Origin of the sequence: Klebsiella sp. KTE92, assembly GCF_000398905.1 — a bacterium.
Lineage (GTDB): Bacteria > Pseudomonadota > Gammaproteobacteria > Enterobacterales > Enterobacteriaceae > Klebsiella > Klebsiella variicola.
Map to the genome: position 1 here is coordinate 175772 of NZ_KB976100.1, position 23815 is coordinate 199586.

At 57.1% G+C, this 23815-nt stretch carries 21 protein-coding genes; 15 read left to right on the forward strand and 6 right to left on the reverse strand.

All coding sequences use genetic code 11. From position 1 onward, the window contains the following. Positions 1-15: 15 nt before the first annotated feature. From A1WC_RS24025 to A1WC_RS24010, 4 genes are all read left to right on the forward strand, one after another. A complete protein-coding gene (locus A1WC_RS24025) occupies positions 16-384 on the forward strand; it encodes a diacylglycerol kinase (protein ID WP_008807306.1) in 369 nt (122 codons plus the stop codon). 122 nt (positions 385-506) lie between these two features. Next, positions 507-1115: a transcriptional repressor LexA gene (lexA, locus tag A1WC_RS24020; RefSeq protein ID WP_016160103.1), complete on the forward strand. Its 609-nt coding sequence runs from the start codon at positions 507-509 to the stop codon at positions 1113-1115. Positions 1116-1184: 69 nt separating this feature from the next. Continuing rightward, positions 1185-2501 carry an MATE family efflux transporter DinF gene (gene dinF, locus A1WC_RS24015; protein ID WP_016160104.1) on the forward strand — a complete coding sequence of 439 codons (1317 nt, stop codon included), beginning with the start codon at positions 1185-1187 and terminating at the stop codon, positions 2499-2501. Between the two features lie 235 nt (positions 2502-2736). Next, positions 2737-2946, forward strand: a complete 210-nt coding sequence (locus A1WC_RS24010) for a CsbD family protein (RefSeq protein ID WP_004206293.1) — start codon at positions 2737-2739, stop codon at positions 2944-2946. A 95-nt stretch (positions 2947-3041) separates the two neighbouring features. On the opposite strand, the gene zur is transcribed toward A1WC_RS24010, so the two are convergent. After that, positions 3042-3557 carry a zinc uptake transcriptional repressor Zur gene (gene zur / locus A1WC_RS24005; RefSeq protein WP_012543190.1) on the reverse strand — a complete coding sequence of 172 codons (516 nt, stop codon included), beginning with the start codon at positions 3555-3557 and terminating at the stop codon, positions 3042-3044. Positions 3558-3806: 249 nt separating this feature from the next. Between zur and A1WC_RS24000 the strand changes: the two genes are divergently transcribed. The 3 genes from A1WC_RS24000 (at position 3807) to pspG (ending at position 5776) form a co-directional block, all read left to right on the forward strand. Further along, positions 3807-4295, forward strand: coding sequence for a cupin domain-containing protein (locus tag A1WC_RS24000; protein ID WP_002884935.1), 489 nt, complete (start codon positions 3807-3809; stop codon positions 4293-4295). A 100-nt stretch (positions 4296-4395) separates the two neighbouring features. Continuing rightward, positions 4396-5394 carry a tRNA dihydrouridine(20/20a) synthase DusA gene (gene dusA / locus A1WC_RS23995; protein ID WP_012543189.1) on the forward strand — a complete coding sequence of 333 codons (999 nt, stop codon included), beginning with the start codon at positions 4396-4398 and terminating at the stop codon, positions 5392-5394. Between the two features lie 139 nt (positions 5395-5533). Continuing rightward, the gene (gene pspG / locus A1WC_RS23990) at positions 5534-5776 is read left to right on the forward strand and encodes an envelope stress response protein PspG (RefSeq protein ID WP_012543188.1); all 243 of its coding nucleotides are present in this window, start codon (positions 5534-5536) and stop codon (positions 5774-5776) included. A gap of 181 nt (positions 5777-5957) precedes the next feature. Here pspG and A1WC_RS23985 read toward each other — a convergent pair whose 3' ends face one another. After that, entirely contained in the window at positions 5958-6941 is a 984-nt protein-coding gene (locus tag A1WC_RS23985; protein ID WP_008807300.1) for a quinone oxidoreductase, read from the reverse strand. 169 nt (positions 6942-7110) lie between these two features. On the opposite strand from A1WC_RS23985, the gene dnaB reads away from it, so the two are divergent. The 6 genes from dnaB to A1WC_RS23955 all read left to right on the forward strand — a co-directional run bounded on the left by dnaB (position 7111) and on the right by A1WC_RS23955 (position 12821). Next, on the forward strand, positions 7111-8526 hold the full coding sequence (gene dnaB, locus A1WC_RS23980; protein WP_008807299.1) for a replicative DNA helicase: 1416 nt from the start codon (positions 7111-7113) through the stop codon (positions 8524-8526). Between the two features lie 31 nt (positions 8527-8557). After that, on the forward strand, positions 8558-9637 hold the full coding sequence (gene alr, locus A1WC_RS23975; protein ID WP_008807298.1) for an alanine racemase: 1080 nt from the start codon (positions 8558-8560) through the stop codon (positions 9635-9637). A 176-nt stretch (positions 9638-9813) separates the two neighbouring features. Further along, complete coding sequence (gene tyrB / locus A1WC_RS23970; RefSeq protein WP_008807297.1) at positions 9814-11007, forward strand: aromatic amino acid transaminase; 1194 nt, start codon at positions 9814-9816, stop codon at positions 11005-11007. Between the two features lie 193 nt (positions 11008-11200). Beyond that, on the forward strand, positions 11201-11914 hold the full coding sequence (gene aphA / locus A1WC_RS23965) for an acid phosphatase AphA (RefSeq protein WP_008807296.1): 714 nt from the start codon (positions 11201-11203) through the stop codon (positions 11912-11914). A gap of 130 nt (positions 11915-12044) precedes the next feature. Continuing rightward, positions 12045-12461, forward strand: a complete 417-nt coding sequence (locus tag A1WC_RS23960; RefSeq protein WP_016160106.1) for a secondary thiamine-phosphate synthase enzyme YjbQ — start codon at positions 12045-12047, stop codon at positions 12459-12461. Positions 12462-12464: 3 nt separating this feature from the next. Continuing rightward, complete coding sequence (locus A1WC_RS23955; protein ID WP_008807294.1) at positions 12465-12821, forward strand: MmcQ/YjbR family DNA-binding protein; 357 nt, start codon at positions 12465-12467, stop codon at positions 12819-12821. Here the strand turns inward: A1WC_RS23955 and uvrA are convergent, their stop codons facing one another. Further along, positions 12822-15647: an excinuclease ABC subunit UvrA gene (uvrA, locus tag A1WC_RS23950; RefSeq protein ID WP_008807293.1), complete on the reverse strand. Its 2826-nt coding sequence runs from the start codon at positions 15645-15647 to the stop codon at positions 12822-12824. It abuts the gene before it with no gap. 251 nt (positions 15648-15898) lie between these two features. Here uvrA and ssb1 point away from each other — a divergent pair, with 251 nt between their 5' ends. Then, positions 15899-16426: a single-stranded DNA-binding protein SSB1 gene (gene ssb1, locus A1WC_RS23945; RefSeq protein WP_008807292.1), complete on the forward strand. Its 528-nt coding sequence runs from the start codon at positions 15899-15901 to the stop codon at positions 16424-16426. 136 nt (positions 16427-16562) lie between these two features. Here ssb1 and A1WC_RS23940 read toward each other — a convergent pair whose 3' ends face one another. Next, positions 16563-18143 carry a lytic transglycosylase F gene (locus A1WC_RS23940; RefSeq protein WP_016160107.1) on the reverse strand — a complete coding sequence of 527 codons (1581 nt, stop codon included), beginning with the start codon at positions 18141-18143 and terminating at the stop codon, positions 16563-16565. Positions 18144-18731: 588 nt separating this feature from the next. Between A1WC_RS23940 and A1WC_RS23935 the strand changes: the two genes are divergently transcribed. Further along, positions 18732-20990 (forward strand): TonB-dependent siderophore receptor, encoded by a 2259-nt coding sequence (locus tag A1WC_RS23935; protein WP_016160108.1) that lies wholly within the window; start codon positions 18732-18734, stop codon positions 20988-20990. 263 nt (positions 20991-21253) lie between these two features. Here the strand turns inward: A1WC_RS23935 and A1WC_RS23930 are convergent, their stop codons facing one another. Both A1WC_RS23930 and A1WC_RS23925 read right to left on the reverse strand, forming a co-directional pair. After that, a complete protein-coding gene (locus tag A1WC_RS23930; protein WP_016160109.1) occupies positions 21254-21622 on the reverse strand; it encodes a helix-turn-helix transcriptional regulator in 369 nt (122 codons plus the stop codon). Positions 21623-21655: 33 nt separating this feature from the next. After that, positions 21656-23416 (reverse strand): tannase/feruloyl esterase family alpha/beta hydrolase, encoded by a 1761-nt coding sequence (locus A1WC_RS23925; protein WP_008807287.1) that lies wholly within the window; start codon positions 23414-23416, stop codon positions 21656-21658. Positions 23417-23815: the final 399 nt, after the last annotated feature.

The following is a 23815-nucleotide window of genomic DNA, read 5'->3' on the forward strand; positions in this document are numbered from 1 at the left end:
TAAAAAGGTTTTGTGATGGCCAATAATACCACCGGGTTAACCCGAATCATTAAGGCGGCAGGTTACTCCTGGAAAGGATTTCGCGCAGCGTGGATCAACGAGGCCGCGTTTCGTCAGGAAGGTATCGCCGCCATCGTGGCCGTCGCGATAGCCTGCTGGCTGGACGTCGACGCCATCACCCGCGTATTGCTGATTGGGTCGGTCCTGCTAGTGATGATAGTCGAAATTCTCAACAGCGCGATTGAGGCGGTCGTGGACCGTATTGGCTCGGAATATCATGAGCTTTCAGGGCGCGCCAAAGACATGGGGTCGGCGGCGGTCCTGCTGGCGATTATCATCGCGCTGATCACCTGGGGAACGCTGCTGTGGAGCCATTATCACTAACGTTCTTCGCTAAGCCTCGCAAAATATAAACAATCTGCCGATTTTTGTGTGCCATGTGGTTCCAAAATCACCGGTAGCTGTATATACTCACAGCATAACTGTATATACACCCAGGGGGCGGAATGAAAGCGTTAACGACCAGGCAGCAAGAGGTGTTTGATCTCATTCGGGATCATATCAGCCAGACGGGCATGCCGCCGACGCGTGCGGAAATTGCTCAGCGCTTGGGGTTCCGTTCCCCAAACGCGGCGGAAGAACACCTGAAAGCGCTGGCGCGTAAAGGCGCGATCGAGATCGTCTCCGGTGCTTCTCGCGGTATCCGCCTGCTGACGGAAGAAGAACATGGCCTGCCGCTGATTGGCCGCGTCGCCGCCGGCGAGCCGCTGCTGGCGCAGCAGCACATTGAGGGGCACTATCAGGTCGACCCGTCGATGTTTAAACCCAACGCGGATTTCCTGCTGCGCGTCAGCGGCATGTCGATGAAAGACATCGGTATCCTTGATGGCGATCTGCTGGCGGTCCACAAAACCCAGGACGTGCGTAACGGCCAGGTGGTGGTAGCGCGCATTGACGACGAAGTGACGGTGAAGCGCCTGAAAAAGCAGGGCAATGTCGTTGAACTGTTGCCGGAAAACAGCGAGTTTTCCCCGATCGTCGTCGATCTGCGCCAGCAGAGTTTTACCATTGAGGGTCTGGCCGTTGGCGTGATCCGTAATGGAGAATGGCTGTAGCGCCTGCCTCTGCGCAGCGTCATCTGTTGCGTGACGCTGCGACGTTTTTCCTCAATCAGGTCCTCAAACATGCTGCTCAACGCTGCCGATAAAGCGCTGTGGCGTCTTGCCCTCCCTATGATTTTCTCCAACATCACCGTCCCGCTGCTGGGGCTGGTGGATACCGCGGTGATCGGCCACCTTGACAGCCCGGTATACCTCGGCGGCGTCGCGGTTGGGGCGACGGCTACCAGTTTCCTCTTCATGCTGCTGCTGTTTTTGCGCATGAGCACCACCGGGCTCACCGCTCAGGCCTGGGGTGCCAAAGATCCGCTGCGACTGGCGCGGGCGCTGGTGCAGCCGCTGGCTCTGGCGCTGGGCGCCGGGGTTCTCATCATCCTGTTTCGCCTGCCGCTGATTAACCTCGCTCTGCATATTGTCGGCGGCAGTGAGGCGGTGCTTGAGCAGGCGAGACGGTTTCTCGAAATCCGCTGGCTCAGCGCCCCCGCCTCGCTGGCCAATCTGGTGCTGCTCGGCTGGCTGCTGGGAGTCCAGTACGCACGGGCGCCGGTGATTCTGCTGGTGGTCGGTAATCTGCTCAATATTGTGCTCGACCTGTGGCTGGTGATGGGCCTGCGGATGAACGTCCAGGGGGCGGCGCTGGCCACGGTCACCGCGGAGTACGCCACTCTCATTATTGGCCTGATGATGGCGAAGCGGGTGCTGACGCTGCGCGGCGTGTCGCTGGCAATGCTGAAAAACGCCTGGCGCGGGGATCTGCGCCGTCTGCTGGCGTTGAATCGGGACATCATGCTGCGTTCCCTGCTGCTACAGCTGTGCTTTGGCGCGCTGACCGTGTACGGCGCGCGACTGGGCAGCGACATTGTGGCGGTCAATGCGGTACTGATGACCATGCTGACCTTTACCGCCTATGCGCTGGATGGCTTTGCCTATGCCGTTGAGGCCCACTCCGGCCAGGCCTACGGCGCCCGCGACGGCAGCCAACTGCTGGAAGTCTGGCGGGCGGCCTGCCGGCAGTCTGGCATGGTGGCGCTGGCGTTTGCCCTGATTTACAGCCTGGCGGGGGAGTACATCATCGCGTTGTTAACCTCGCTGCCTTCTCTGCAGCAGCTGGCCGATCGCTATCTGATCTGGCAGGCCATCCTGCCGGTGGTGGGCGTCTGGTGCTATCTGCTGGACGGCATGTTTATCGGCGCCACACGCGGCGCGGAGATGCGGAACAGCATGGCGGTCGCCGCGGCGGGGTTTGCTGTAACGCTGCTTTCGGTCCCGCTGCTCGGTAACCACGGTCTGTGGCTGGCGCTGGCGGTGTTCCTCGCCCTGCGCGGCCTGTCTCTGGCGCTGATCTGGCGTCGCCACTGGCGACACGGCACCTGGTTTAGCTAGTCATTGCCGTTCATCACGGCCATCTATGAATTCCCGCGGTTGCGCGCCGCTTACCGGGGCAACTCAGTAGCCCGGCTCAGCGTAGCGCAAGCCGGGAAAATCGCCTCAGCCTTACCCATCGGTATGATGGTTAAAAATTCCGAATAACGAATCGGTACCAGCATTCTCATCTATAGTTAATACCATGTCCGGTACAAAACGGGCTGTAAACCCACCGAATGATGAGGACGTTATCATGAATAAAGACGAAATCGGCGGTAACTGGAAACAGTTGAAAGGTAAAGCCAAGGAACAGTGGGGCAAACTTACCGATGATGATATGACCGTGATCGAAGGTAAGCGCGATCAGCTGGTCGGTAAAATTCAGGAACGGTACGGCTATGCGAAGGATCAGGCTGAGAAAGAAGTCTCAGACTGGGAGCATAAAAACGACTACCGCTGGTAGCGTTCCGTGGCTCAAAGAATAAAGCATTTGTGTTAGTGCCTGTCTGAATGGCGTAAGGATGCGCCGTTAACCCTGTTTCCCGCTGCGGCTGACGCTCAGCGGGCTTTCTTTTTCAGCTGAATGGAATGGTCGTGCTGGCAGTGTCCCGGCGTGCTGCAGGCTTCGACTTCCACGCAGTCTGCACAAAGGCCGTGAGCTTCAATCACGTTGTGGCGCAGGGCAAAGCCCATTCTGGCCGCTAACGTATGCATGATATCTTCCACCCCTTCCGCCGCCTCTTCCTTCACCACGCCACAGCGGTCACAGATAAACATGGCTGAGCTATGGGTCGGCTGGTCAAAGAGATGGCACAGCACATAGCTGTTGGTCGATTCAACCTTATGAACAAAGCCCTGCTCGAGTAAAAACTCCAGCGCGCGGTAAACCGTCGGCGGTTTAGCCTGCGGCTCTTTGTCACGCAGGAGATCCAGCAGATCGTAGGCGCTGATCGCCCCTTGTTGCAGGCTCATCAGGCGCAACACCTCCAGACGCTGTGGGGTCAGGCGTACGCCGCGCTGCGCGCATAGCTTTTCAGCATGCGCTAACATCTCTTGCGAAGGGGTCTTATCCATGAGCATCCTCGGGTTGCGTGAATTTGAATCTGTTACTTTATCACGTTCCTCAGAAAACACCGAGAGCCGGCAGGTGATACGGGTCATACTTCAGATTGTCGGTACCTGCGCCAGTTCCGGGTGCTGGCCGCTGACTTTCGTGCAGACTACGCCTTAGTCGATCGCTAAAACCGTCCTGCCCGATTTAATCGCAACACGCATGACCCTGGGTATGCTATATCTGAAGTGTCTCATTTTCGGGAGAAAACGATGAAACGACCTGATTGCATTCGCCACTGGCGCGAACTGGAAGGGCCCGACGATGCCACTTATCCCGATAGCCCGGAGCGTTTTTCGATTGGCGCGCCGCTGGGGCGCGGTTTACGTCTCAACCGGCTGGGGATCCACCACGAGCGACTGCCGCCCGGGCGGCGCACCTCGTACCCGCACGCGGAGAGCGATGAGGAAGAGTTCATCTACGTGCTGGAGGGCTATCCGGAAGTGTGGATAAACGGCTATCTCTGGAAGCTGGAGCCGGGGGACAGCGTGGGTTTTCCCGCGGGTACCGGTATCTGCCACACTTTTCTCAATAACACCGAGCAGGAGGTTCGTCTGCTGGTGGTGGGCGAGGCCAACAAGAAATACAACCGCATCTATTATCCGCTCAATCCAGGCTATGCCGCGACGCGCCAGGATCGCTGGGTTGACCATCCGCCGCAATTCTTCGGTCCACACGACGGCAAGCCGCGGAAAAAGTAATCGACCCGGGGAAGGGGCGAAGCGCGGCGCACTATGCGCCTGTGGTTTATCTTTGTGCTATAGTAGCGCCCCTTTTTACCCGGATGCTTATTTATTCGCCATGATGCCTGAATCAACGTCACCTGTTTTCCCTGCTCACCGCTTCTCCATCGCGCCGATGCTCGACTGGACTGACCGACACTGCCGCTACTTCCTGCGGCTGCTGTCGCGGCATACGCTGCTGTATACCGAAATGGTGACCACGGGGGCGATTATTCACGGCAAAGGTGACTATCTGGCCTATAGCGAAGAAGAGCATCCGGTTGCTCTGCAGCTCGGCGGCAGCGATCCGCAGGCCCTGGCGCAGTGCGCGAAGCTGGCTGAAGCGCGTGGCTACGATGAGATCAATCTCAACGTCGGCTGCCCCTCCGACCGCGTGCAGAACGGGATGTTTGGCGCCTGTCTGATGGGCAATGCGCCACTGGTGGCCGACTGCATCAAGGCGATGCGCGATGTGGTGTCGATTCCGGTCACGGTGAAAACCCGTATCGGGATTGACGATCAGGATAGCTATGAGTTTCTATGCGAATTCATTGAGACGGTCTCCGGCAAGGGCGAGTGTGAGATGTTTATTATTCACGCCCGCAAAGCCTGGCTCTCCGGCCTGAGCCCAAAAGAGAACCGCGAGATCCCGCCGCTGGATTACCCCCGCGTCTGGCAGCTGAAGCGCGACTTCCCCCACCTGACGATGGCGATTAACGGCGGGATCAAATCGCTGGACGAAGCCAGACTGCAGCTTGAGCATATGGATGGGGTGATGGTCGGGCGTGAGGCCTATCAGAACCCGGGTATTCTGGCCTCGGTCGACCGCGAAATTTTCGGCATCGCCGGCGCGGATGCCGATCCGGTGGCGGTGGTGCGAGCCATGTACCCGTATATTGAGCGCGAGCTCAGCAATGGCACCTATCTGGGCCATATTACCCGCCATATGCTGGGGCTGTTTCAGGGCATCCCCGGCGCTCGCCAGTGGCGTCGCTACCTGAGCGAGAACGCGCATAAAGCCGGCGCCGATATTGCGGTGCTGGAGCATGCGCTGAAGCTGGTGGCCGATAAACGTTAATTTCTGACGAAAACCTGGTGAAATTGACCACGCCTCGCGCACTGACGCGGGGCGTTTTCTTTTAAAGTCAAATGCTTATGTTTGGCATGCTTTTTGTAATACCTGCAGAGTGAAGTATTCATTCGTTGGGGAGAGAACCATGCTGGAACTGCTATTTGTCATTGGATTTTTTGTCATGCTGTTGGTGACCGGCGTATCGCTGCTGGGGATTATCGCGGCTATCGTGGTCGCTACCGCGCTGATGTTCGTCGGCGGCTTGTTCGCCTTGATGATCAAATTACTGCCGTGGTTGCTGCTGGCCGTGGTGGTGGTGTGGATTATTCGGGCGCTGAAATCCCCGAACGGAAACGCTTTTCGCGACAATAACCGTTGGCGTTACTAAGGTATTGAGGGGTCTGTCACAACCTGAACAATTTTGCAGACAACCGCGTAGGCATTACTGAGCAAATCTGTCACTATTAGCGCGTTAACGAATTCATCGCGCTGTACCCTACATACAGCCGAACTAAAAAAAAGTAAGGGCTTCCCAGGTGGAAGCCCTAAACTTTTGTCCCTTTGTCCGCTTACGGCAGCAGCAAACTCGACCCCTGAGTTACCCGGCTTTCCAGAACTTCATGCGCCCGACGGGCCTCGGTCAGCGGATAGGTCTGACTCTCAGGCACGTCCACTTTGATTACCCCACTGGCGATCAGCGAAAACAGTTCACTACAGGCTTCCGCCAGCTCTTCCCGGTTGGTGATATAGCCCTGCAGCGATGGGCGGGTGACGTACAGAGAACCTTTCTGATTCAGGATCCCCAGATTGACGCCGGTCACCGGGCCGGAGGAGTTGCCAAAGCTGACCATCAGGCCGCGTCGCTGCAGGCAGTCCAGAGAGGCTTCCCAGGTATCTTTCCCCACCGAGTCGTAGACCACGGCCACTTTCTTACCGTCGGTAAGCGCCTTGAGTCGCTCCACGATTTGCTCTTCGCGATAGTTAATCACCTGCCAGGCGCCAGCCTCTTTGGCACGCTGCGCTTTCTGCGCGCTGCCGACGGTGCCGATAAGTTTCGCGCCCAGCGCTTTCGCCCACTGACAGGCAATCAGCCCCACGCCGCCGGCGGCCGCGTGAAACAGGAACACTTCATTAGGCTTAATTTCATAGGTTTTACGCAGCAGATACCACACCGTCAATCCTTTCAGGAACGATGCCGCGGCCTGTTCGAAAGAGATGGCGTCCGGCAGGACCGCGGCTTTGTCGGCCAGCACATTGTGTACCGTGCTGTAGGCGCCGAGCGCCGACTGCGCGTACACCACCCGATCGCCTACCTTAATGTGCGTTACCCCATGGCCAACTTTACTGACGACGCCGGCTGCCTCGGTGCCCAGACCGCTCGGCAGCGATGGTGGCGGATAGAGGCCGCTACGAACATAGGTGTCGATATAGTTGATACCGATGGCTTTGTTTTCGACCTGAATTTCATGTTCCGCAGGATCGCGGGGCGTGAACTCAACCGCCTGAAGCACCTCCGGCCCGCCGTGTTTTGAAAATTCGATGCGTGTTGCCATGTTCGCTCCTGTGTTGTTCTGAGATTATCCAGTAAGCTTAACAGCCTGCGGCGGCAGCGACGGATTTTCTTATCCGCCTCAGGCCTGCCACGCTTAATGGGTTCTTTAGCGGCAATGGCTTTCTCGCTATACTGTCACGCTCTTTTCCGTATCGGTGAAATGTTAGGCTATGGCAGGAAATAAACCCTTCAACAAACCACAGACAGAAACCCGCGAACGCGATCCGCAGCTCGCCGGGCTGAAAGTCCCGCCGCACTCGATTGAAGCGGAGCAGTCGGTGTTGGGCGGTTTAATGCTGGATAACGAGCGCTGGGACGACGTCGCCGAACGCGTGGTGTCGGAAGATTTCTATACTCGTCCGCATCGTCATATCTTTACCGAGATGGCGCGTCTGCAGGAGTCAGGTAGCCCGATTGACCTGATCACCCTTGCGGAGTCGCTGGAGCGTCAGGGGCAGCTGGACAGCGTCGGCGGCTTCGCCTACCTGGCCGAACTGTCCAAAAACACGCCCAGCGCGGCGAACATCAGCGCCTATGCTGACATCGTGCGCGAACGCGCGGTGGTGCGCGAGATGATTTCGGTGGCCAACGAGATCGCCGAAGCCGGCTTCGACCCGCAGGGGCGAACCAGCGAAGATCTGCTCGATCTCGCCGAATCCCGGGTTTTCAAAATCGCCGAAAGCCGGGCCAATAAAGACGAAGGGCCGAAAAACATCGCCGATGTGCTTGATGCCACCGTCGCCCGTATCGAACAGCTGTTCCAGCAGCCGCATGACGGTGTCACCGGGGTGAATACCGGCTACGACGACCTCAACAAAAAGACCGCTGGCCTGCAGCCGTCGGATCTGATTATCGTCGCCGCCCGTCCGTCGATGGGTAAAACGACCTTCGCGATGAACCTCGTGGAAAACGCGGCAATGCTGCAGGATAAGCCGGTACTCATCTTCAGTCTTGAGATGCCCTCGGAACAGATCATGATGCGTTCTCTGGCCTCGCTGTCGCGCGTCGATCAGACCCGCATTCGTACCGGTCAACTGGACGATGAAGACTGGGCGCGGATCTCCGGCACCATGGGCATCCTGCTGGAAAAACGCAATATCTATATCGATGACTCCTCCGGCTTGACGCCGACGGAAGTGCGCTCCCGCGCGCGGCGTATCGCCCGTGAGCACGGCGGCATCGGACTGATTATGATCGACTACCTGCAGCTGATGCGCGTGCCGTCGCTCTCCGACAACCGTACCCTTGAGATCGCCGAAATCTCCCGCTCGCTGAAGGCGCTGGCGAAAGAGCTGCAGGTGCCGGTGGTGGCGCTGTCGCAGCTGAACCGCTCGCTGGAACAGCGCGCCGATAAACGCCCGGTCAACTCCGACCTGCGTGAGTCCGGATCCATTGAACAGGATGCCGACTTGATCATGTTCATTTACCGTGATGAGGTTTATCACGAGAACAGCGATCTTAAAGGCATCGCGGAAATTATCATTGGTAAACAACGTAACGGCCCGATCGGCACCGTGCGACTGACCTTTAACGGCCAGTGGTCGCGGTTCGATAATTATGCCGGCCCTCAGTATGACGATGAGTAAACCTCTGTCTGTCTTTTTTTAAGGAATTCAAATGCAAGCGGCAACTGTAGTTATCAACCGCCGCGCTCTGCGACACAACCTGCAACGTCTGCGTGACCTGGCGCCTGCCAGCAAACTGGTTGCGGTGGTGAAAGCGAACGCCTACGGACACGGCCTCCTTGAGACCGCGCGAACGCTGACTGACGCCGACGCCTTTGGCGTCGCCCGCCTGGAAGAGGCGCTGCGCCTGCGAGCAGGAGGCATCGCCCAGCCGATCCTCCTGCTGGAAGGCTTTTTTGCTGCGGAAGACCTGGCGGTGATCGCCGCCCAGCGCCTGCATACGGCGGTGCATAGCCCCGAACAGCTGGCGGCGCTGGAGCAAGCCGATCTCCCCGAGCCGGTAACCGTGTGGATGAAGCTGGATACCGGCATGCATCGCTTAGGGGTGCGCCCGGAGGAAGCCGAGGCGTTTTATCAGCGTCTGAGCCAGTGTAAAAACGTCCGCCAGCCGGTGAACGTGGTGAGCCATTTCGCCCGCGCCGATGAGCCGACCTGCGGCGCCACCGAACGCCAGCTGGATATCTTCACCACCTTTACCGAAGGCAAACCGGGGCTGCGCTCTATCGCCGCCTCGGGCGGCATTCTGCTGTGGCCGCAATCGCATTACGACTGGGTGCGCCCCGGGATTATCCTGTATGGCGTGTCGCCGCTGGACGATCGCTCCACCGGGAAAGATTTTGGCTGCCAGCCGGTGATGACCCTGACGTCCAGCCTGATTGCGGTGCGCGAGCATAAAGCAGGGGAGCCCGTCGGCTACGGCGGCACCTGGATCAGCGAACGCGATACCCGTCTCGGCGTGGTGGCGATGGGCTATGGCGACGGTTATCCGCGCGCCGCGCCGTCGGGCACGCCGGTGCTGGTCAATGGCCGGGAAGTGCCGATTGTCGGCCGGGTAGCGATGGATATGATCTGCGTTGACCTCGGACCGCAGGCCCAGGATAAAGCCGGCGACGCGGTAGTGCTGTGGGGAGAGGGACTCCCGGTAGAGCGCATCGCCGAGATAACGAAAGTGAGTGCTTACGAACTTATTACGCGACTGACCTCCCGCGTCGCCATGAAATACCTCGACTAAGCACCAGCCGTACCGGATAACCCTGATGTTATCCGGTACGCCATCGGCACAGCCGTGAGCGAAAAAGCGGTTTATGCCACCTCGCGGTCATTTTCCCCTCAACATCCTCTCGACCTGTCGTCATATCCGGTTTATTGTGTAAGAACCTGCCCTATGTAAACCTGGAGATACATCGCGTGTTTCAAAAAGTTGACGCCTACGCCGGCGACCCTATTCTTTCTCTGATGGAACGCTTCAAAGAAGATCCGCGAAGCGACAAAGTCAACCTGAGTATCGGGCTGTACTACAACGATGACGGCATTATCCCGCAGCTGCAGGCGGTGGCGGAAGCGGAAGCACGCCTGAACGCCGGGCCGCATGGCGCCTCGCTATATCTGCCGATGGAAGGGTTGAGCGGCTACCGTCAGGCGATTGCGCCGCTGCTGTTCGGCGCAGAGCATACCGCGCTTAAGCAAAACCGCATTGCCTCCATTCAGACGGTCGGCGGTTCGGGCGCGCTGAAGGTCGGGGCCGACTTCCTCAAACGCTACTTTCCGGAGTCTCATGTCTGGGTCAGCGATCCGACCTGGGAAAACCACATCGCCATTTTTGAAGGGGCTGGCTTCGAAGTAAGTACTTACCCCTGGTTTGACAAAGCCACCAACGGCGTGCGCTTTGAGGACCTGCTGGCGACGCTGCAAACGCTGCCGGCGCGCGATATTGTGCTGCTGCACCCTTGCTGCCACAACCCGACCGGCGCCGACCTGACGCCAGCCCAGTGGGACCGCGTGGTTGAGGTATTACAAGCGCGTCAGCTGATCCCCTTCCTCGACATCGCCTACCAGGGCTTTGGCGGGGGGCTGGAAGAGGATGCTTACGCCATTCGCGCCATCGCCAGCGCCGGGATGCCGATGCTGGTCAGCAACTCGTTCTCCAAGATTTTCTCCCTGTACGGGGAGCGTGTCGGCGGCCTGTCAGTGGTCTGTGAAGACAGCGAAACTGCAGGCCGCGTGCTGGGTCAGCTGAAGGCCACCGTGCGCCGCAACTACTCCAGCCCGCCAAGCTTTGGCGCGCAGGTGGTGGCGACGGTGCTGAACGATGCAGCTCTGAAAGCCACCTGGCAGGCGGAAGTGGACGCCATGCGCGCGCACATCCTGACCATGCGCCAGGCGCTGGTCGACGCGCTGCAGCAGGTTGCTCCGGGCAGCAAGGTGGATTACCTGCTTAAGCAGCGCGGGATGTTCAGCTACACCGGCTTCAGCGCAGCGCAGGTCGATCGTCTGCGCGACGAGTTTGGCGTCTACCTGATTGCCAGCGGTCGTATGTGCGTGGCAGGGTTAAACTCACGTAATGTTCAGCAGGTGGCGAAAGCCTTTGCTGCGGTGATGTAAGCCGCTCTCCAGTGGGTTGCCGCTGCCGGTCAACGGGCAGCGGCAACCTCCTCTCTGATTGTGATCATCCTCTTTTTCTATGACATCTACGCGAAAAAGGCTTTTCATCCACGCGATCGGCGGGTAAGGTCGGGGCGTTGCTAAGCATGCACATTATTAAAAATAATAATGATTGATAGATTTAGGGATAAATATGCGCAAACTTACTCTCGCCTTTGCGGCGGCTTCTCTTTTGTTCACGCTGAACAGCGCCGTTGTGGCGCGCGCCTCCACGCCACAGCCGCTGTGGGTGGGCACCAATGTGGCCCAGCTGGCCGAGCAGGCGCCGATCCACTGGGTTTCGGTGGCGCAAATCGAGAACAGCCTGCTGGGGCGGCCGCCGATGGCCGTCGGTTTTGATATCGATGACACCGTCCTCTTCTCCAGTCCGGGCTTCTGGCGCGGGCAAAAAACTTTCTCCCCCGGCAGTGAGGATTACCTGAAAAACCCGCAGTTCTGGGAAAAAATGAACAACGGCTGGGATGAATTCAGCATGCCGAAAGAGGTGGCGCGCCAGCTGATTGCGATGCATGTGAAGCGTGGGGACAGCATTTGGTTCGTCACCGGCCGCAGCCAGACCAAAACAGAAACCGTTTCTAAAACCCTGCAGGATGATTTTCTCATTCCGGCCGCCAATATGAATCCGGTGATTTTCGCCGGTGATAAGCCTGGCCAGAACACCAAGACCCAGTGGCTGCAGGCGAAGCAGATAAAGGTTTTCTACGGCGATTCGGATAACGACATCACCGCTGCCCGTGAGGCCGGCGCCCGTGGGATCCGCGTGCTGCGGGCCGCCAACTCCTCCTATAAGCCGCTGCCGATGGCCGGGGCGCTGGGCGAAGAAGTGATCGTCAATTCCGAATACTGACGATCGCCTGAACGCGATAAACGGCAGCGGTAGCGCTGCCGTTTTTTTATGCAAAATCAGGGGTGGAAGGTTTTACCTTTTCACGTATTGCTGCACACTTAGAAGGATTCATTCGCAAAAGGAGTCGATGATGTGGTATCAGCAAACCCTGACGCTTGGGCCAAAATCCCGCGGTTTTCATCTGGTCACCGATGAGGTCCTCGGTCAGATTCGCGGGCTGTCCGGGGTGAAGGTTGGCCTGCTGCACCTCCTGCTCCAGCATACTTCCGCTTCCCTGACGCTCAACGAAAACTGCGATCCCACCGTCCGCTATGACATGGAGCAGTATTTTCTCAACGCCGTGCCGGACAATGCGTCGTACGAACATGATTATGAAGGTCCTGACGATATGCCTTCGCACATCAAATCATCGATGCTTGGCGTGTCGCTGATGCTGCCGGTCGAGGACGGGCGCGTCAGGCTGGGAACCTGGCAGGGCATCTGGCTGGGGGAGCATCGGATACACGGCGGTTCGCGGCACATCGTTGCGACGCTCATGGGGGAATAAAAGATGACAATTTCGGAGTTATTGCAGTACTGCATGGCGAAACCGGGAGCGGAGCAGAGCGTCCATAGCGACTGGAAAGCCACGCAGATCAAAGTCTCGGACGTGCTGTTTGCCATGGTGAAGGAAGTAGAGGACCAGCGGCCGGCGGTCGCGCTGAAAGCGAGCCCGGAACTGGCGGAGCTGCTGCGAGAGCAGCATCGCGATGTCCGGCCCAGCAAGCATCTCAATAAAGCGCACTGGAGCACCGTCTTTCTGGATGGCTCCCTGCCGGATTCGCAAATCTACTACCTGGTCGATGCATCTTACCAGCAGGCGGTGAAAATGCTGCCGGAGTCGGTCCGGCAGCAGCTATCCCGCTAATTATTTCAGCATCGGCTTCAGGAAGCGCGCGGTGTGCGAGGCTTCGCACTCGGCGACGGTCTCAGGTGTACCGGAGACCAGTATTTCGCCGCCGCCGCTACCGCCTTCCGGACCCAGATCGACAATCCAGTCGGCAGTTTTAATCACATCGAGGTTATGCTCAATCACCACGATGGTATTGCCCTGATCGCGCAGCTGATGCAGCACTTCCAGCAACTGCTGAATATCGGCGAAGTGCAGACCCGTGGTCGGCTCATCGAGGATATACAGCGTCTGGCCGGTACCGCGTTTGGAGAGTTCGCGCGCCAGCTTCACGCGCTGCGCCTCGCCGCCGGACAGTGTCGTCGCCGACTGGCCGAGACGGATATAGGTCAGGCCGACGTCCATCAGGGTTTGCAGCTTACGCGCCAGCGCCGGTACGGCATCAAAGAATTCACGCGCCTCTTCAATGGTCATATCCAGCACTTCGTGGATGGTCTTACCCTTGTACTTAATCTCCAGCGTTTCGCGGTTATAGCGTTTGCCTTTGCACTGGTCGCACGGCACATAGATATCCGGCAGGAAGTGCATCTCAACCTTAATGACGCCATCACCCTGGCAGGCTTCACAGCGCCCGCCGCGAACGTTAAAACTAAAGCGCCCTGGCGTATAGCCGCGTGAACGTGATTCCGGCACCCCGGCGAACAGTTCGCGCACCGGCGTAAACACCCCGGTATAGGTCGCCGGGTTGGAGCGCGGCGTACGGCCGATCGGGCTCTGGTCGATATCGATCACTTTATCGAAGTGCTCCAGCCCCTGGATATCGCGATACGGCGCCGGTTCGGCGATGGTCGCGCCGTTAAGCTGGCGCTGAGCAATCGGGAACAGGGTGTCGTTAATCAGCGTCGATTTACCCGAGCCGGAAACGCCGGTAATGCAGGTAAACAGACCGACCGGCAGGGTCAGTGTTACATCCTTCAGGTTGTTGCCGCGCGCGCCGGTCAGTTTCAGCACTTTTTCCGGATTGGCGGGTACGCGCTGTTTCGGCACTTCGATTTTGCGCTTACCGCTCATGAACTGCCCGGTGAGGGATTCTGGTACCGCCATAATGGCGTCCAGTGGCCCTTCGGCCACCACCTGGCCGCCGTGGACCCCAGCGCCAGGGCCGATATCGATCACATGGTCGGCGGCGCGAATCGCGTCTTCGTCATGCTCAACGACGATCACCGTGTTGCCTAAATTACGCAGATGGATCAGGGTACCCAGCAGGCGTTCGTTATCGCGCTGGTGCAGGCCGATAGAAGGCTCATCCAGCACGTACATCACACCAACCAGCCCGGCGCCAATCTGGCTCGCCAGACGGATACGCTGGGCTTCGCCGCCGGAGAGCGTTTCCGCCGAACGGGAAAGCGTCAGATAGTTCAGACCGACGTTGACAAGGAACTTCAGGCGATCGCCGATCTCTTTCAGCACTTTCTCAGCGATTTGCGCCCGCTGGCCGGAGAGCTTCAGGTTGTTGAAGAAGTCCATCGCGTGGCCGATGCTCATATCGGAAATGGTCGGCAGCGGGGTGTTCTCTACAAACACGTGGCGCGCTTCACGACGCAGCCGCGTGCCGTCACAGCTGGCGCATGGGCGGTTGCTGATGAATTTCGCCAGCTCTTCGCGCACGGCGCTGGATTCCGTCTCTTTGTAACGGCGCTCCATATTGTGCAGCACGCCTTCGAACGGGTGACGACGTACCGAGGTGTCGCCGCGATCGTTCATGTATTTGAATTCAATATTCTCTTTACCGGAACCGTACAGGACCACTTTCTGCACGCTGGCGCTGAGGGTGCCCCACGGCGCTTCGACGTCGAATTTATAGTGCTCCGCCAGCGACTTCAGCATCTGGAAGTAGTAGAAGTTGCGGCGATCCCAGCCGCGGATGGCGCCGCCCGCCAGCGACAGCTCCGGATTCTGCACCACGCGGTCGGGATCGAAATATTGCTGAACGCCGAGGCCGTCGCAGGTCGGGCAGGCGCCCGCCGGGTTGTTGAAGGAGAACAGGCGCGGCTCCAGCTCGCGCATGCTATAGCCGCAGATCGGGCAGGCGAAGTTAGCGGAAAACAGCAGTTCTTCCGCTTTTTCATCATCCATATTGGCCACAATGGCGGTACCGCCGGAGAGCTCCAGCGCGGTTTCGAACGACTCGGCCAGGCGCTGCGCCAGATCGTCGCGCACCTTAAAGCGGTCGATGACCACCTCGATGGTGTGCTTCTTCTGCAGCTCCAGCTTCGGCGGATCCGAAAGATCGCAGACTTCGCCGTCGATCCGCGCGCGGATGTAGCCCTGGCTGGCGAGGTTTTCCAGGGTTTTGGTGTGCTCGCCTTTACGCTCTTTAATAATGGGCGCCAGCAGCATCAGGCGCAGGCCTTCCGGCTGCGCGAGGACGTTATCGACCATCTGGCTGACGGTTTGCGCCGCCAGCGGCACGTCGTGATCCGGACAGCGCGGTTCACCGACGCGGGCGTACAGCAGACGCAGGTAGTCGTGAATTTCGGTAATGGTACCCACCGTCGAACGGGGGTTGTGAGAGGTTGATTTCTGTTCGATGGAAATCGCCGGCGACAGCCCTTCGATGTGGTCGACGTCCGGCTTCTCCATCAGCGACAGGAACTGTCGCGCATAGGCGGAGAGCGATTCGACGTAGCGACGCTGGCCTTCGGCATACAGGGTGTCGAAAGCGAGTGAAGATTTGCCAGACCCGGAAAGCCCGGTGACGACAATGAGTTTGTCGCGCGGGATAACGAGGTTGATGTTTTTGAGATTATGGGTGCGGGCGCCCCGAACTTCGATCTTATCCATTCACCTTTCCCGGTAGGTAGATACACGGATTGCCTGGTTTGCTTGAAGGACAAACGGCAGAAACGGCTAATTATGACACAATTTAACCTGAATGAATATACAGTATCGGAATGCAAATTCAGGGGGAGTGTGCAACAATGTCTTGTACGAGTGCTATCTCTGGAATCAGCCTCGCAGCTATCAAAATGCTACGTGGAAATGGTACACTCGCGCGTTTACACTATTAAGAAACGTATTCAGGAGACACGAACATGGCCAGCAGAGGCGTAAACAAGGTGATTCTCGTCGGTAATCTGGGGCAGGACCCGGAAGTACGCTACATGCCAAGTGGCGGCGCTGTCGCCAACTTCACGCTGGCAACTTCCGAATCCTGGCGTGACAAGCAGACCGGCGAAATGAAAGAGCAGACCGAGTGGCACCGCGTTGTGCTGTTCGGCAAACTGGCGGAAGTCGCTGGCGAGTATCTGCGCAAAGGCTCTCAGGTATATATCGAAGGCCAGCTGCGTACCCGCAAGTGGACCGATCAATCCGGTCAGGAGAAATACACCACCGAAGTCGTGGTTAACGTTGGCGGCACCATGCAGATGCTGGGCGGCCGTCAGGGTGGCGGCGCGCCGGCAGGCGGCGGCCAGCAGCAGGGCGGTTGGGGTCAGCCTCAGCAGCCGCAGGGCGGCAACCAGTTCAGCGGCGGCGCACAGTCCCGTCCGCAGCAGCAGGCCCCGGCAGCGCCTTCTTCTAACGAACCGCCGATGGACTTCGACGACGACATCCCGTTTTAAGGCTTGCCTTAAACGCGTTGCCTGCGCCGTAAAATACAAAAAGCCCCGGTTTCGCCGGGGCTTTTTCTTTATCCTTTCAGCATTTTTTCTGCGCCACCGTGTCAGAACCGGTTTTTAACCTGCGGCGACGAGCGTTTCAGGCAGAGGGCGCCTGAGCGGTCTCCGGCGTCGCCACGCTGGGCTGCGGTTTCACTGGCTCTGCTGCTGGCTCCTGTCGCGGCGCGGCCGTCGCTTTCTGTTTGCGGGCCATATCATCGACGATCAGCCGATAGGCGATGTAATACTTATAGATATTACTGACGTAGGTGACCGTCTCGGCGCCAATTTTTTCTGCCGCCAGATTTTCGACATTACCGAACCAGACGTTCGGGTCAAATCCTCGCTGTTTAGTCATGGTGCGCAGGCGGGCGATACGCGCCGGACCCGCGTTATAGGAGGCAAAGGCAAACAGCGCCTTATCGAGCCGGGTCATGGGCTCATCAGCATAGTAGCGATCTATCATCCAGCGCATGTATTTCACGCCAGCATGGATGTTGGGATCCAACTGTTTAATATCGCCCACTTTCAGCTCTTTTCCGGTGCTGGGCATCACCTGCATTACCCCGACGGCGCCGACGTGGCTTCGCACCGACTGGTTCAGTCGCGATTCCTGGTACCCCTGGGCCGCCATCAGCAGCCAGTCGACATCGTAGCGATCGCCATATTTGCGGAAGACTTCCACCATGGCGAGGAACTTGCGCCGTTCCTTACTCGCGGCGGCATTTTTGACATATTTGGCATTTTTCAGGTAACGCAGCAGGAGGGTATTACCCAGCGTGGTGCCCTGACGATTCTTTTTGACGAAGTTGTTTAGCACCGCCAGCAGCTGCGGGCTGTCTTTGCGTACCGCCCAGGCAATGTTGCCGCCGTCGCGCAGCACCACGTTGTCATGGACCTGAATTTTCGGAAACACCTGTTTCCAGAAAACGGCTTTGTGTTGATCGACGACGATCAGCGGAATCAGCCCGGCGTTGAGCATTTCCAGCAGATCTTCATCCTCCAGCGCTTCCGGCGCTGCCTCCAGGATAACCGGCGGCCGCGACTCACTGGCAAATCGGGCATTCAGCGCCTGCAGACTCTCGTAATAGCTGGAGGAGCGGCGAACAAAGACGGTTTGGCCGGAGAGCTGCTCCAGGCTGTCGATCTTCGGCGATGCCGGCCCGGAGATCAGTAATTCTTTCACGTTGCTGTAGAGCGGCTGGGCGAAATCGACCTGGGCTTCCCGCGAGGGCGTGATGGTCAGATTGGCAGCCGCAATATCGCCTTTACCTTCATTAAGCGCGATAAAGAGATTATCCCGGCTGACCGGCACAAAAACGATATGCAGCTTCAGGTGGCGCTGTTTGAGCTTTTTATCCTTCGCCAACTGCTTATTCAGATCGTTTTCCAGCGCCATAAAGATATCGTGGGTTGCTCCGCGCTGAGTGCCTTTATCAATAAAAAAGAAGGTCTTGCTGTAGGTGGTTAATACCCGAATGGTGCGCCGCTCGGTCATGCCGGGCAGATCGCCTTTCCATGGCTGCAGCATATCGTCGATGTGGATCGACAGCGTATTGTCTTCGGTTGCGACTGGCGGCGCTTTTTCCGCCTCCGCCGCAAGCAGGATAGGGGCGAATAACAGCGGCGCGAGGCAGGTGAGCCAGGCGATAAACAGGCGTGATAGCAAGTTGGCGTTCATGGAGGAACACTCCGCAGGGGGATGTGGTTATTTTAGCAGAACGGCTGCCGTTAGCCGGGCACGACAAGGGCGTAAAAAACATAACGATGCCGACAAATAGTCTTCTCCCATTTTATCGCTTGCTATTAATGTGCTTTTATCTTTACTTTAACTATGGAGATAATATGGCGGAAATGTGTGTTTTTAATGATAAATAGAAAATGATGATGATATTTTTATTTTATTCTTCTCCATTTGTTTTGTTGTAACTGTTTGATTATTTGTGTTTATTTTATTTTTCCCTGATATTGATTATTATCATCTTGATAATGAATCTCATTTTTATTACCGTAGCACAGCACATTACTCTTATTATTCGCTGTCTGGATTACGCTATCAAAGAATAGCGCGCAGCGCTTTTTCTCTAATGATGAAACAGGGCACTTAATTTTATTATGCCTCATGCTGTTTTCTTATTCCCATGACTATCGGGAAGGGGCTGACCTACGCCAAAATCTGGCGAGGCGCAGAGGCGAGTATTTTATCCCATTGTTTTTTCAATTGGGGAAGGCGTTATGCCCGACAGCAACAGAAAACAGGGCATATTCTATGAAATACACGTCTCACTTCCCGCTGGGGATCGTCATTCCTTTGCTCGCCTGTAGCGTGCCGCTGCAGGCGGCAGAGAATATGACAGAACAATCGACGCGCGATAAGAGCACCCCAACGGCCGAAAACCAGGAGGAAACGATGGTGGTGACCGCTGCCAGGCAGAACCTGCAGGCACCGGGCGTGTCGACCATTACCGCAGAGGAGATTCGCAAACATCCCCCCGCCCGCGATGTATCGGAGTTAATTCGTACGCAACCTGGGGTAAACCTGACCGGCAACTCCACCAGTGGTCAGCGCGGCAACAACCGGCAAATTGATATCCGTGGCATGGGGCCCGAGAATACGCTGGTGCTGGTCGATGGTAAACCGGTGACCAGCCGTAACTCGGTGCGGTATGGCTGGCGCGGCGATCGTGACTCCCGCGGCGATACCAGTTGGGTGCCAGCGGAGATGATCGATCATATCGATGTGATCCGCGGCCCGGCGGCGGCGCGCTATGGTAATGGCGCGATGGGCGGGGTCGTCAACATCGTGACCAAACCGACCACGCCAGAATGGCACGGGTCGTGGAATACCTATATGAATGCTCCGCAGCACCGTAAAGAAGGGGCGACGAAACGTACCAACTTTAGCCTCAATGGTCCACTGTCGGACAGTGTCAGCTTCAATCTCTGGGGTAATCTGAGTAAAACCCAGGCTGATGCTCAGGACATTAACGCCGGGCATGAAGCGGAGCGTACCGGTTCCTACGCCGGTTCTTATCCCGCCGGACGTGAAGGGGTGGTGAACAAAGATATTCACAGTAAGCTACGCAGGGAGTTCGCCCCGATGCAGGCCCTGGAGTTTGAGGCCGGCTACAGCCGCCAGGGCAACCTCTATGCCGGCGACACGCAAAACACCAATACCAGTACGTTGGTGAAGAGTATGTACGGGAAAGAGACCAACCGTCTCTACCGGCAAACTTACGGCGTCACATGGACCGGCGGCTGGGATAATGGCGTGACCAGCAACAGCTATGCCCAGTACGAACACACCCGTAACTCGCGAATGAATGAAGGGCTGGCGGGCGGTACGGAAGGGATCTTCTCCAGTAGCGAGTTTTCAGATATCGATCTGGCCGATGTCCTGCTACATAGCGAAGTGAATATTCCGTTTACGCTGGGGGTCGATCAGAATCTGACGCTGGGCACCGAATGGAATCAGCAGCGGATGAAAGATGGCGTATCGACAACCCAGGCGCTCTCTTACGGGACTATCGACGGTGTGTCGGCTACCGGTCGTAGCCCGTACTCCAGCGCCGAGATCTTCTCGCTGTTTACCGAAGATAATATGGCGCTAACGGACAGTACCATGCTGACACCCGCCCTGCGCTTCGATCACCACAGCATCGTCGGCAATAACTGGAGCCCCTCACTGAACCTCTCCCAGGAGTTGACGGATGACTGGACGCTGAAGCTGGGCATTGCCCGCGCTTACAAGGCACCTAACCTCTACCAGTTGAACCCGAACTATATTCTCTACAGCAACGGTCAAGGCTGTTACGCCAGTAGTTCCGCCTGCTATCTGATGGGGAATAGCGACCTGAAAGCGGAGACCAGCGTTAATAAAGAGATTGGTCTTGAGTACAAGCATGATGGCTATCAGGCGGGAATCACCTGGTTCCGTAACGACTATCACAACAAGATTGAGTCAGGGTACGCGGCGGTGGGCACCGCCAGCAACGGCACCACCAATATCTATCAGTGGGAAAACGTACCAAAGGCGTTAGTGGAAGGCCTGGAAGGAACGCTGAATCTTCCGGTGGGGGAGACGGTTAACTGGAGCAATAACCTGACATGGATGCTGCAGAGCAAGAATAAGACGACCGGCGACCGGCTGTCAGTGATCCCGCAGTTTACCCTGAACTCGACTTTGAGCTGGCAGGTTCGTGAAGATCTCTCCCTGCAGAGCACCTTTACCTGGTATGGTCGACAGAAACCAAAACGCTTTAATTATAAGGGCGAGGCGGTCAGCGGCAGCGAACTAAACGAAGTCAGCCCATACAGCATTGTCGGCCTCAGTGCGACCTGGGATGTGAACAAAAATCTGAGCTTCACCAGCGGGATAGATAACCTGTTTGATATTCGCCACTACCGGGCAGGGAATGCGCAAACGACCGGCAACGCGACGACGGGGGCTTATCTGTATGGCGCGGGTGCGGAGACCTATAACGAGTCGGGGCGGACCTTCTTTATGAGCGTTAATACTCATTTCTGATGATGCTGATGAGGAGTAAACCGGGTGCAGCGCGACCCGGTTTTTTTATTTCAGATGAGAGCGGAGGAGGCGGTTATAAATCGTGACAAAATCTTCACGCCCTCTACATTATTAGCTCAACATATCCTTTTATACTGATTTCCGTCGCGCAAGGTCGTTGATCCCGACCGGGTTCGATAATAGCATCCTGCTATTTCCCTTCTGTAATATCCCCTGTCCCCCTTCCATTCCCAACCGCAGCGATGCGGAGGAGGGGGACCTCCTTATTTTTGCCGCGTGATCTGATAGCGATACTGAGTGGGTGTGAGCGCATAATATTTTTTGAAGGTACGATTAAACGCACTGAGATCGTCATAACCGACCATCATACAAATATCGACGATTCGGTAACCAGGCGTCGTCAGCAATAAACGGCAATACAGCGACATGCGCTGCTGGCGGATATATTCCATGGGCGAACGATCAAAATAATGGCGGAAGAGTCGAAATAAATGCCAGGGGGAATAACCAGAGATATCGCTCAGATCGTCGACGGTCAGTTTCTTATCCAGATTATTATCGATCCACAGGAGCAGGTCGTTTAATACCGATTGCTGGAGCGTTTTGCTACGCATGATTGCGGCTAATCCCATAACGAATGGCTCCTCAGCGAGGAGCCTTGGGGTTTATTGAACAGTGAGTTCGCCGTGGCGAACCTGATAATTTTTTTGATTATCAGGGCCAATATAGTCGCTGGCGGGTTTTGCCAGCTGCAGATGACCAAACGCGGTTGATTGCTCTGCATGATAATTTTCGCCGTCATTCACGTCGCCGTGCCCGTTATAACGGGCAATGGCCGGAAAGGGGTACGCCGGGCGAGTCGCGATAACGGCTGGGGCGGCGTCAGCGAAAGGCTGACTGACTTTCTGCACGCCGTGAAACTGCGTTTGGGCATCTGGTTTTTCTGTCATCGGCGGCAGGCTGGTGGCGGCTGGCGCCCGTTTTCCGGCCATGATCTCTTGCGGCGCGATGCCTTCCTCGGTCCAGCGCATCAGCGGGGTAAGGAGATCAATTTGATCGTAACCTTCGCCATTACCGCAATGGGCTACCCCAGGCAGCAGGAATAACCGCAGGAAGGTATCCGTTGCGGCATGGCCCATCTCTGCTTCTACGCCGCGGTAATAGGCGATAGAAAAGGCTGGGCTGACGGAGTCATCGGCCAGACCGTGCCACAGGATAAGCTTGCCGCCGCGCTGTTGATAGGCATGAAGATTGGTATTTGCCGCGTTATAGAGCGGTGCCAGTTGAGCGACGGCGTCAAAATTCTGCTGGTTCAGTGGGAAATCCCGCATCGATTGGATCTTCTGTTTTCCTCCCGGCAGGAGCACGGATTGCAGAGCCGGCAGTACCATCATTTCCGACATCGAGTGGCCGGTCGGGGTCTCGGGCACCGGCCAGCGTAGCTCGGAGCCCAGCGGCAGACCGCCAGCGACAAACTGGGCGCCGTGGCTGTCGTAAGCGCCGCGGTAGAGTTTTTTCACCACCTCGATCTCTTCCTGCGTCAGGCAGGTAGAACGGTCCTGAGCATCGGCAGGACAGCGGGGGAGCCATGACTCAGAGAACTGACAGGCATACGGATTTTGCAGGATACCATCCTGCACGCCGGAAAGCGTCGGGCAGTGAGCCAGCACGGCCTGGTGAATCAGAGGAAGGCGATCTTTCAGCAGGATAGCGGTACCGTCCGGACGCTGATTGGCGGCCACATTCCAGCCGTGGAAGAAGGAATTCTGAAACTGGAAAAAGGCCGCAGGCGCGCCAGCGCTGATACCGTCAAAATCTTGCGGAAAGCGCTGTGCTTCCATCAATGCTTCGCGACCGCCGTCTGAGCAGCCCATAAAGTACGCGTACTTTGGTTGCTGGCGGTAAAGCGTCTGAATCACCGCTTTGGTCAGCACGGCGGTCAGGTGGTTGGCGCGCCAGGCAAAATCGATGCGCTTTTGCGGATCCTCGGCCCATGAAGCATCCATCATACTGCCATGGTGCCCCATATCGGTTGCTGCCACCACAAACTCGCCGTTCATTGCCGGCAGGCAGCCGCTGGCATTCGACAGACTCAGGTTAATACTCCCGCACAGTCCGCCGCAGCCGACCTGCAAGAAACGTTGACTCCAGCGTTGGGTCGGCAGGGCAATCTGCACGCCAATCTGGGGGGCGATAGTGGCGCTCACCTTGCACCAGCTTCCCTGCGCGGAGGTTTGCATTTCAGTGTGGTTGATAGTGACCTTTGCGCCAACGGCGGCGCTGAAGTCGGTCGCGCTCAGCGCATCGCATGTTAGCGCGGGGAGAACCATCGGCAGACTGGCGGCAGCCTGCGTGGGTGAAGCGAACGATAACCCAAAGAGGGTGCAGAGGATGACGGGTAAGATCGTCTTGAGTAAGCGTGTCATACGCAGTTCCCTGTTGCTAATGATGGGAGGCGGCAGGATGGCGAAGCCTATGCCTCACCTTCCCTGGCGAGGCGCCACTGCTTGGCTATTGTAGATAACGATAGACTTTCCTTGATGCCTTGATAAGGCGACCCTACTGTATTCTGCTATTTTGAGGAAAATATGGAGATGTTCGTTAACGGCCTTTGGCAGTGTATACGGGGTAGAATGTTGTGATATCAGTTGCATAATTTATTCAATTTCTCTTCATTATATCTGCTGGGTTTCAGGATATTTTTCTCCCTGTTCCTGGTGATCCCAGAGAGCATCATTCCTAACGAGAATTTTCCCCCTTTCCATTAACAAGAAAGGGGGCTTTTTTAATAAAAAACGTTCAGGTAAATCTAAATATAGCTCTGG

Bases quoted from the DNA above. Each gene is read 5' to 3' on its own strand.
- A1WC_RS24025 (WP_008807306.1), top strand. From the start codon at position 16: ATGGCCAATAATACCACCGGGTTAACCCGAATCATTAAGGCGGCAGGT.
- lexA (WP_016160103.1), top strand. From the start codon at position 507: ATGAAAGCGTTAACGACCAGGCAGCAAGAGGTGTTTGATCTCATTCGG.
- dinF (WP_016160104.1), top strand. From the start codon at position 1,185: ATGCTGCTCAACGCTGCCGATAAAGCGCTGTGGCGTCTTGCCCTCCCT.
- A1WC_RS24010 (WP_004206293.1), top strand. From the start codon at position 2,737: ATGAATAAAGACGAAATCGGCGGTAACTGGAAACAGTTGAAAGGTAAA.
- zur (WP_012543190.1), bottom strand. From the start codon at position 3,557: ATGGATAAGACCCCTTCGCAAGAGATGTTAGCGCATGCTGAAAAGCTA.
- A1WC_RS24000 (WP_002884935.1), top strand. From the start codon at position 3,807: ATGAAACGACCTGATTGCATTCGCCACTGGCGCGAACTGGAAGGGCCC.
- dusA (WP_012543189.1), top strand. From the start codon at position 4,396: ATGATGCCTGAATCAACGTCACCTGTTTTCCCTGCTCACCGCTTCTCC.
- pspG (WP_012543188.1), top strand. From the start codon at position 5,534: ATGCTGGAACTGCTATTTGTCATTGGATTTTTTGTCATGCTGTTGGTG.
- A1WC_RS23985 (WP_008807300.1), bottom strand. From the start codon at position 6,941: ATGGCAACACGCATCGAATTTTCAAAACACGGCGGGCCGGAGGTGCTT.
- dnaB (WP_008807299.1), top strand. From the start codon at position 7,111: ATGGCAGGAAATAAACCCTTCAACAAACCACAGACAGAAACCCGCGAA.
- alr (WP_008807298.1), top strand. From the start codon at position 8,558: ATGCAAGCGGCAACTGTAGTTATCAACCGCCGCGCTCTGCGACACAAC.
- aphA (WP_008807296.1), top strand. From the start codon at position 11,201: ATGCGCAAACTTACTCTCGCCTTTGCGGCGGCTTCTCTTTTGTTCACG.
- A1WC_RS23960 (WP_016160106.1), top strand. From the start codon at position 12,045: ATGTGGTATCAGCAAACCCTGACGCTTGGGCCAAAATCCCGCGGTTTT.
- A1WC_RS23955 (WP_008807294.1), top strand. From the start codon at position 12,465: ATGACAATTTCGGAGTTATTGCAGTACTGCATGGCGAAACCGGGAGCG.
- uvrA (WP_008807293.1), bottom strand. From the start codon at position 15,647: ATGGATAAGATCGAAGTTCGGGGCGCCCGCACCCATAATCTCAAAAAC.
- ssb1 (WP_008807292.1), top strand. From the start codon at position 15,899: ATGGCCAGCAGAGGCGTAAACAAGGTGATTCTCGTCGGTAATCTGGGG.
- A1WC_RS23940 (WP_016160107.1), bottom strand. From the start codon at position 18,143: ATGAACGCCAACTTGCTATCACGCCTGTTTATCGCCTGGCTCACCTGC.
- A1WC_RS23935 (WP_016160108.1), top strand. From the start codon at position 18,732: ATGAAATACACGTCTCACTTCCCGCTGGGGATCGTCATTCCTTTGCTC.
- A1WC_RS23930 (WP_016160109.1), bottom strand. From the start codon at position 21,622: ATGGGATTAGCCGCAATCATGCGTAGCAAAACGCTCCAGCAATCGGTA.
- A1WC_RS23925 (WP_008807287.1), bottom strand. From the start codon at position 23,416: ATGACACGCTTACTCAAGACGATCTTACCCGTCATCCTCTGCACCCTC.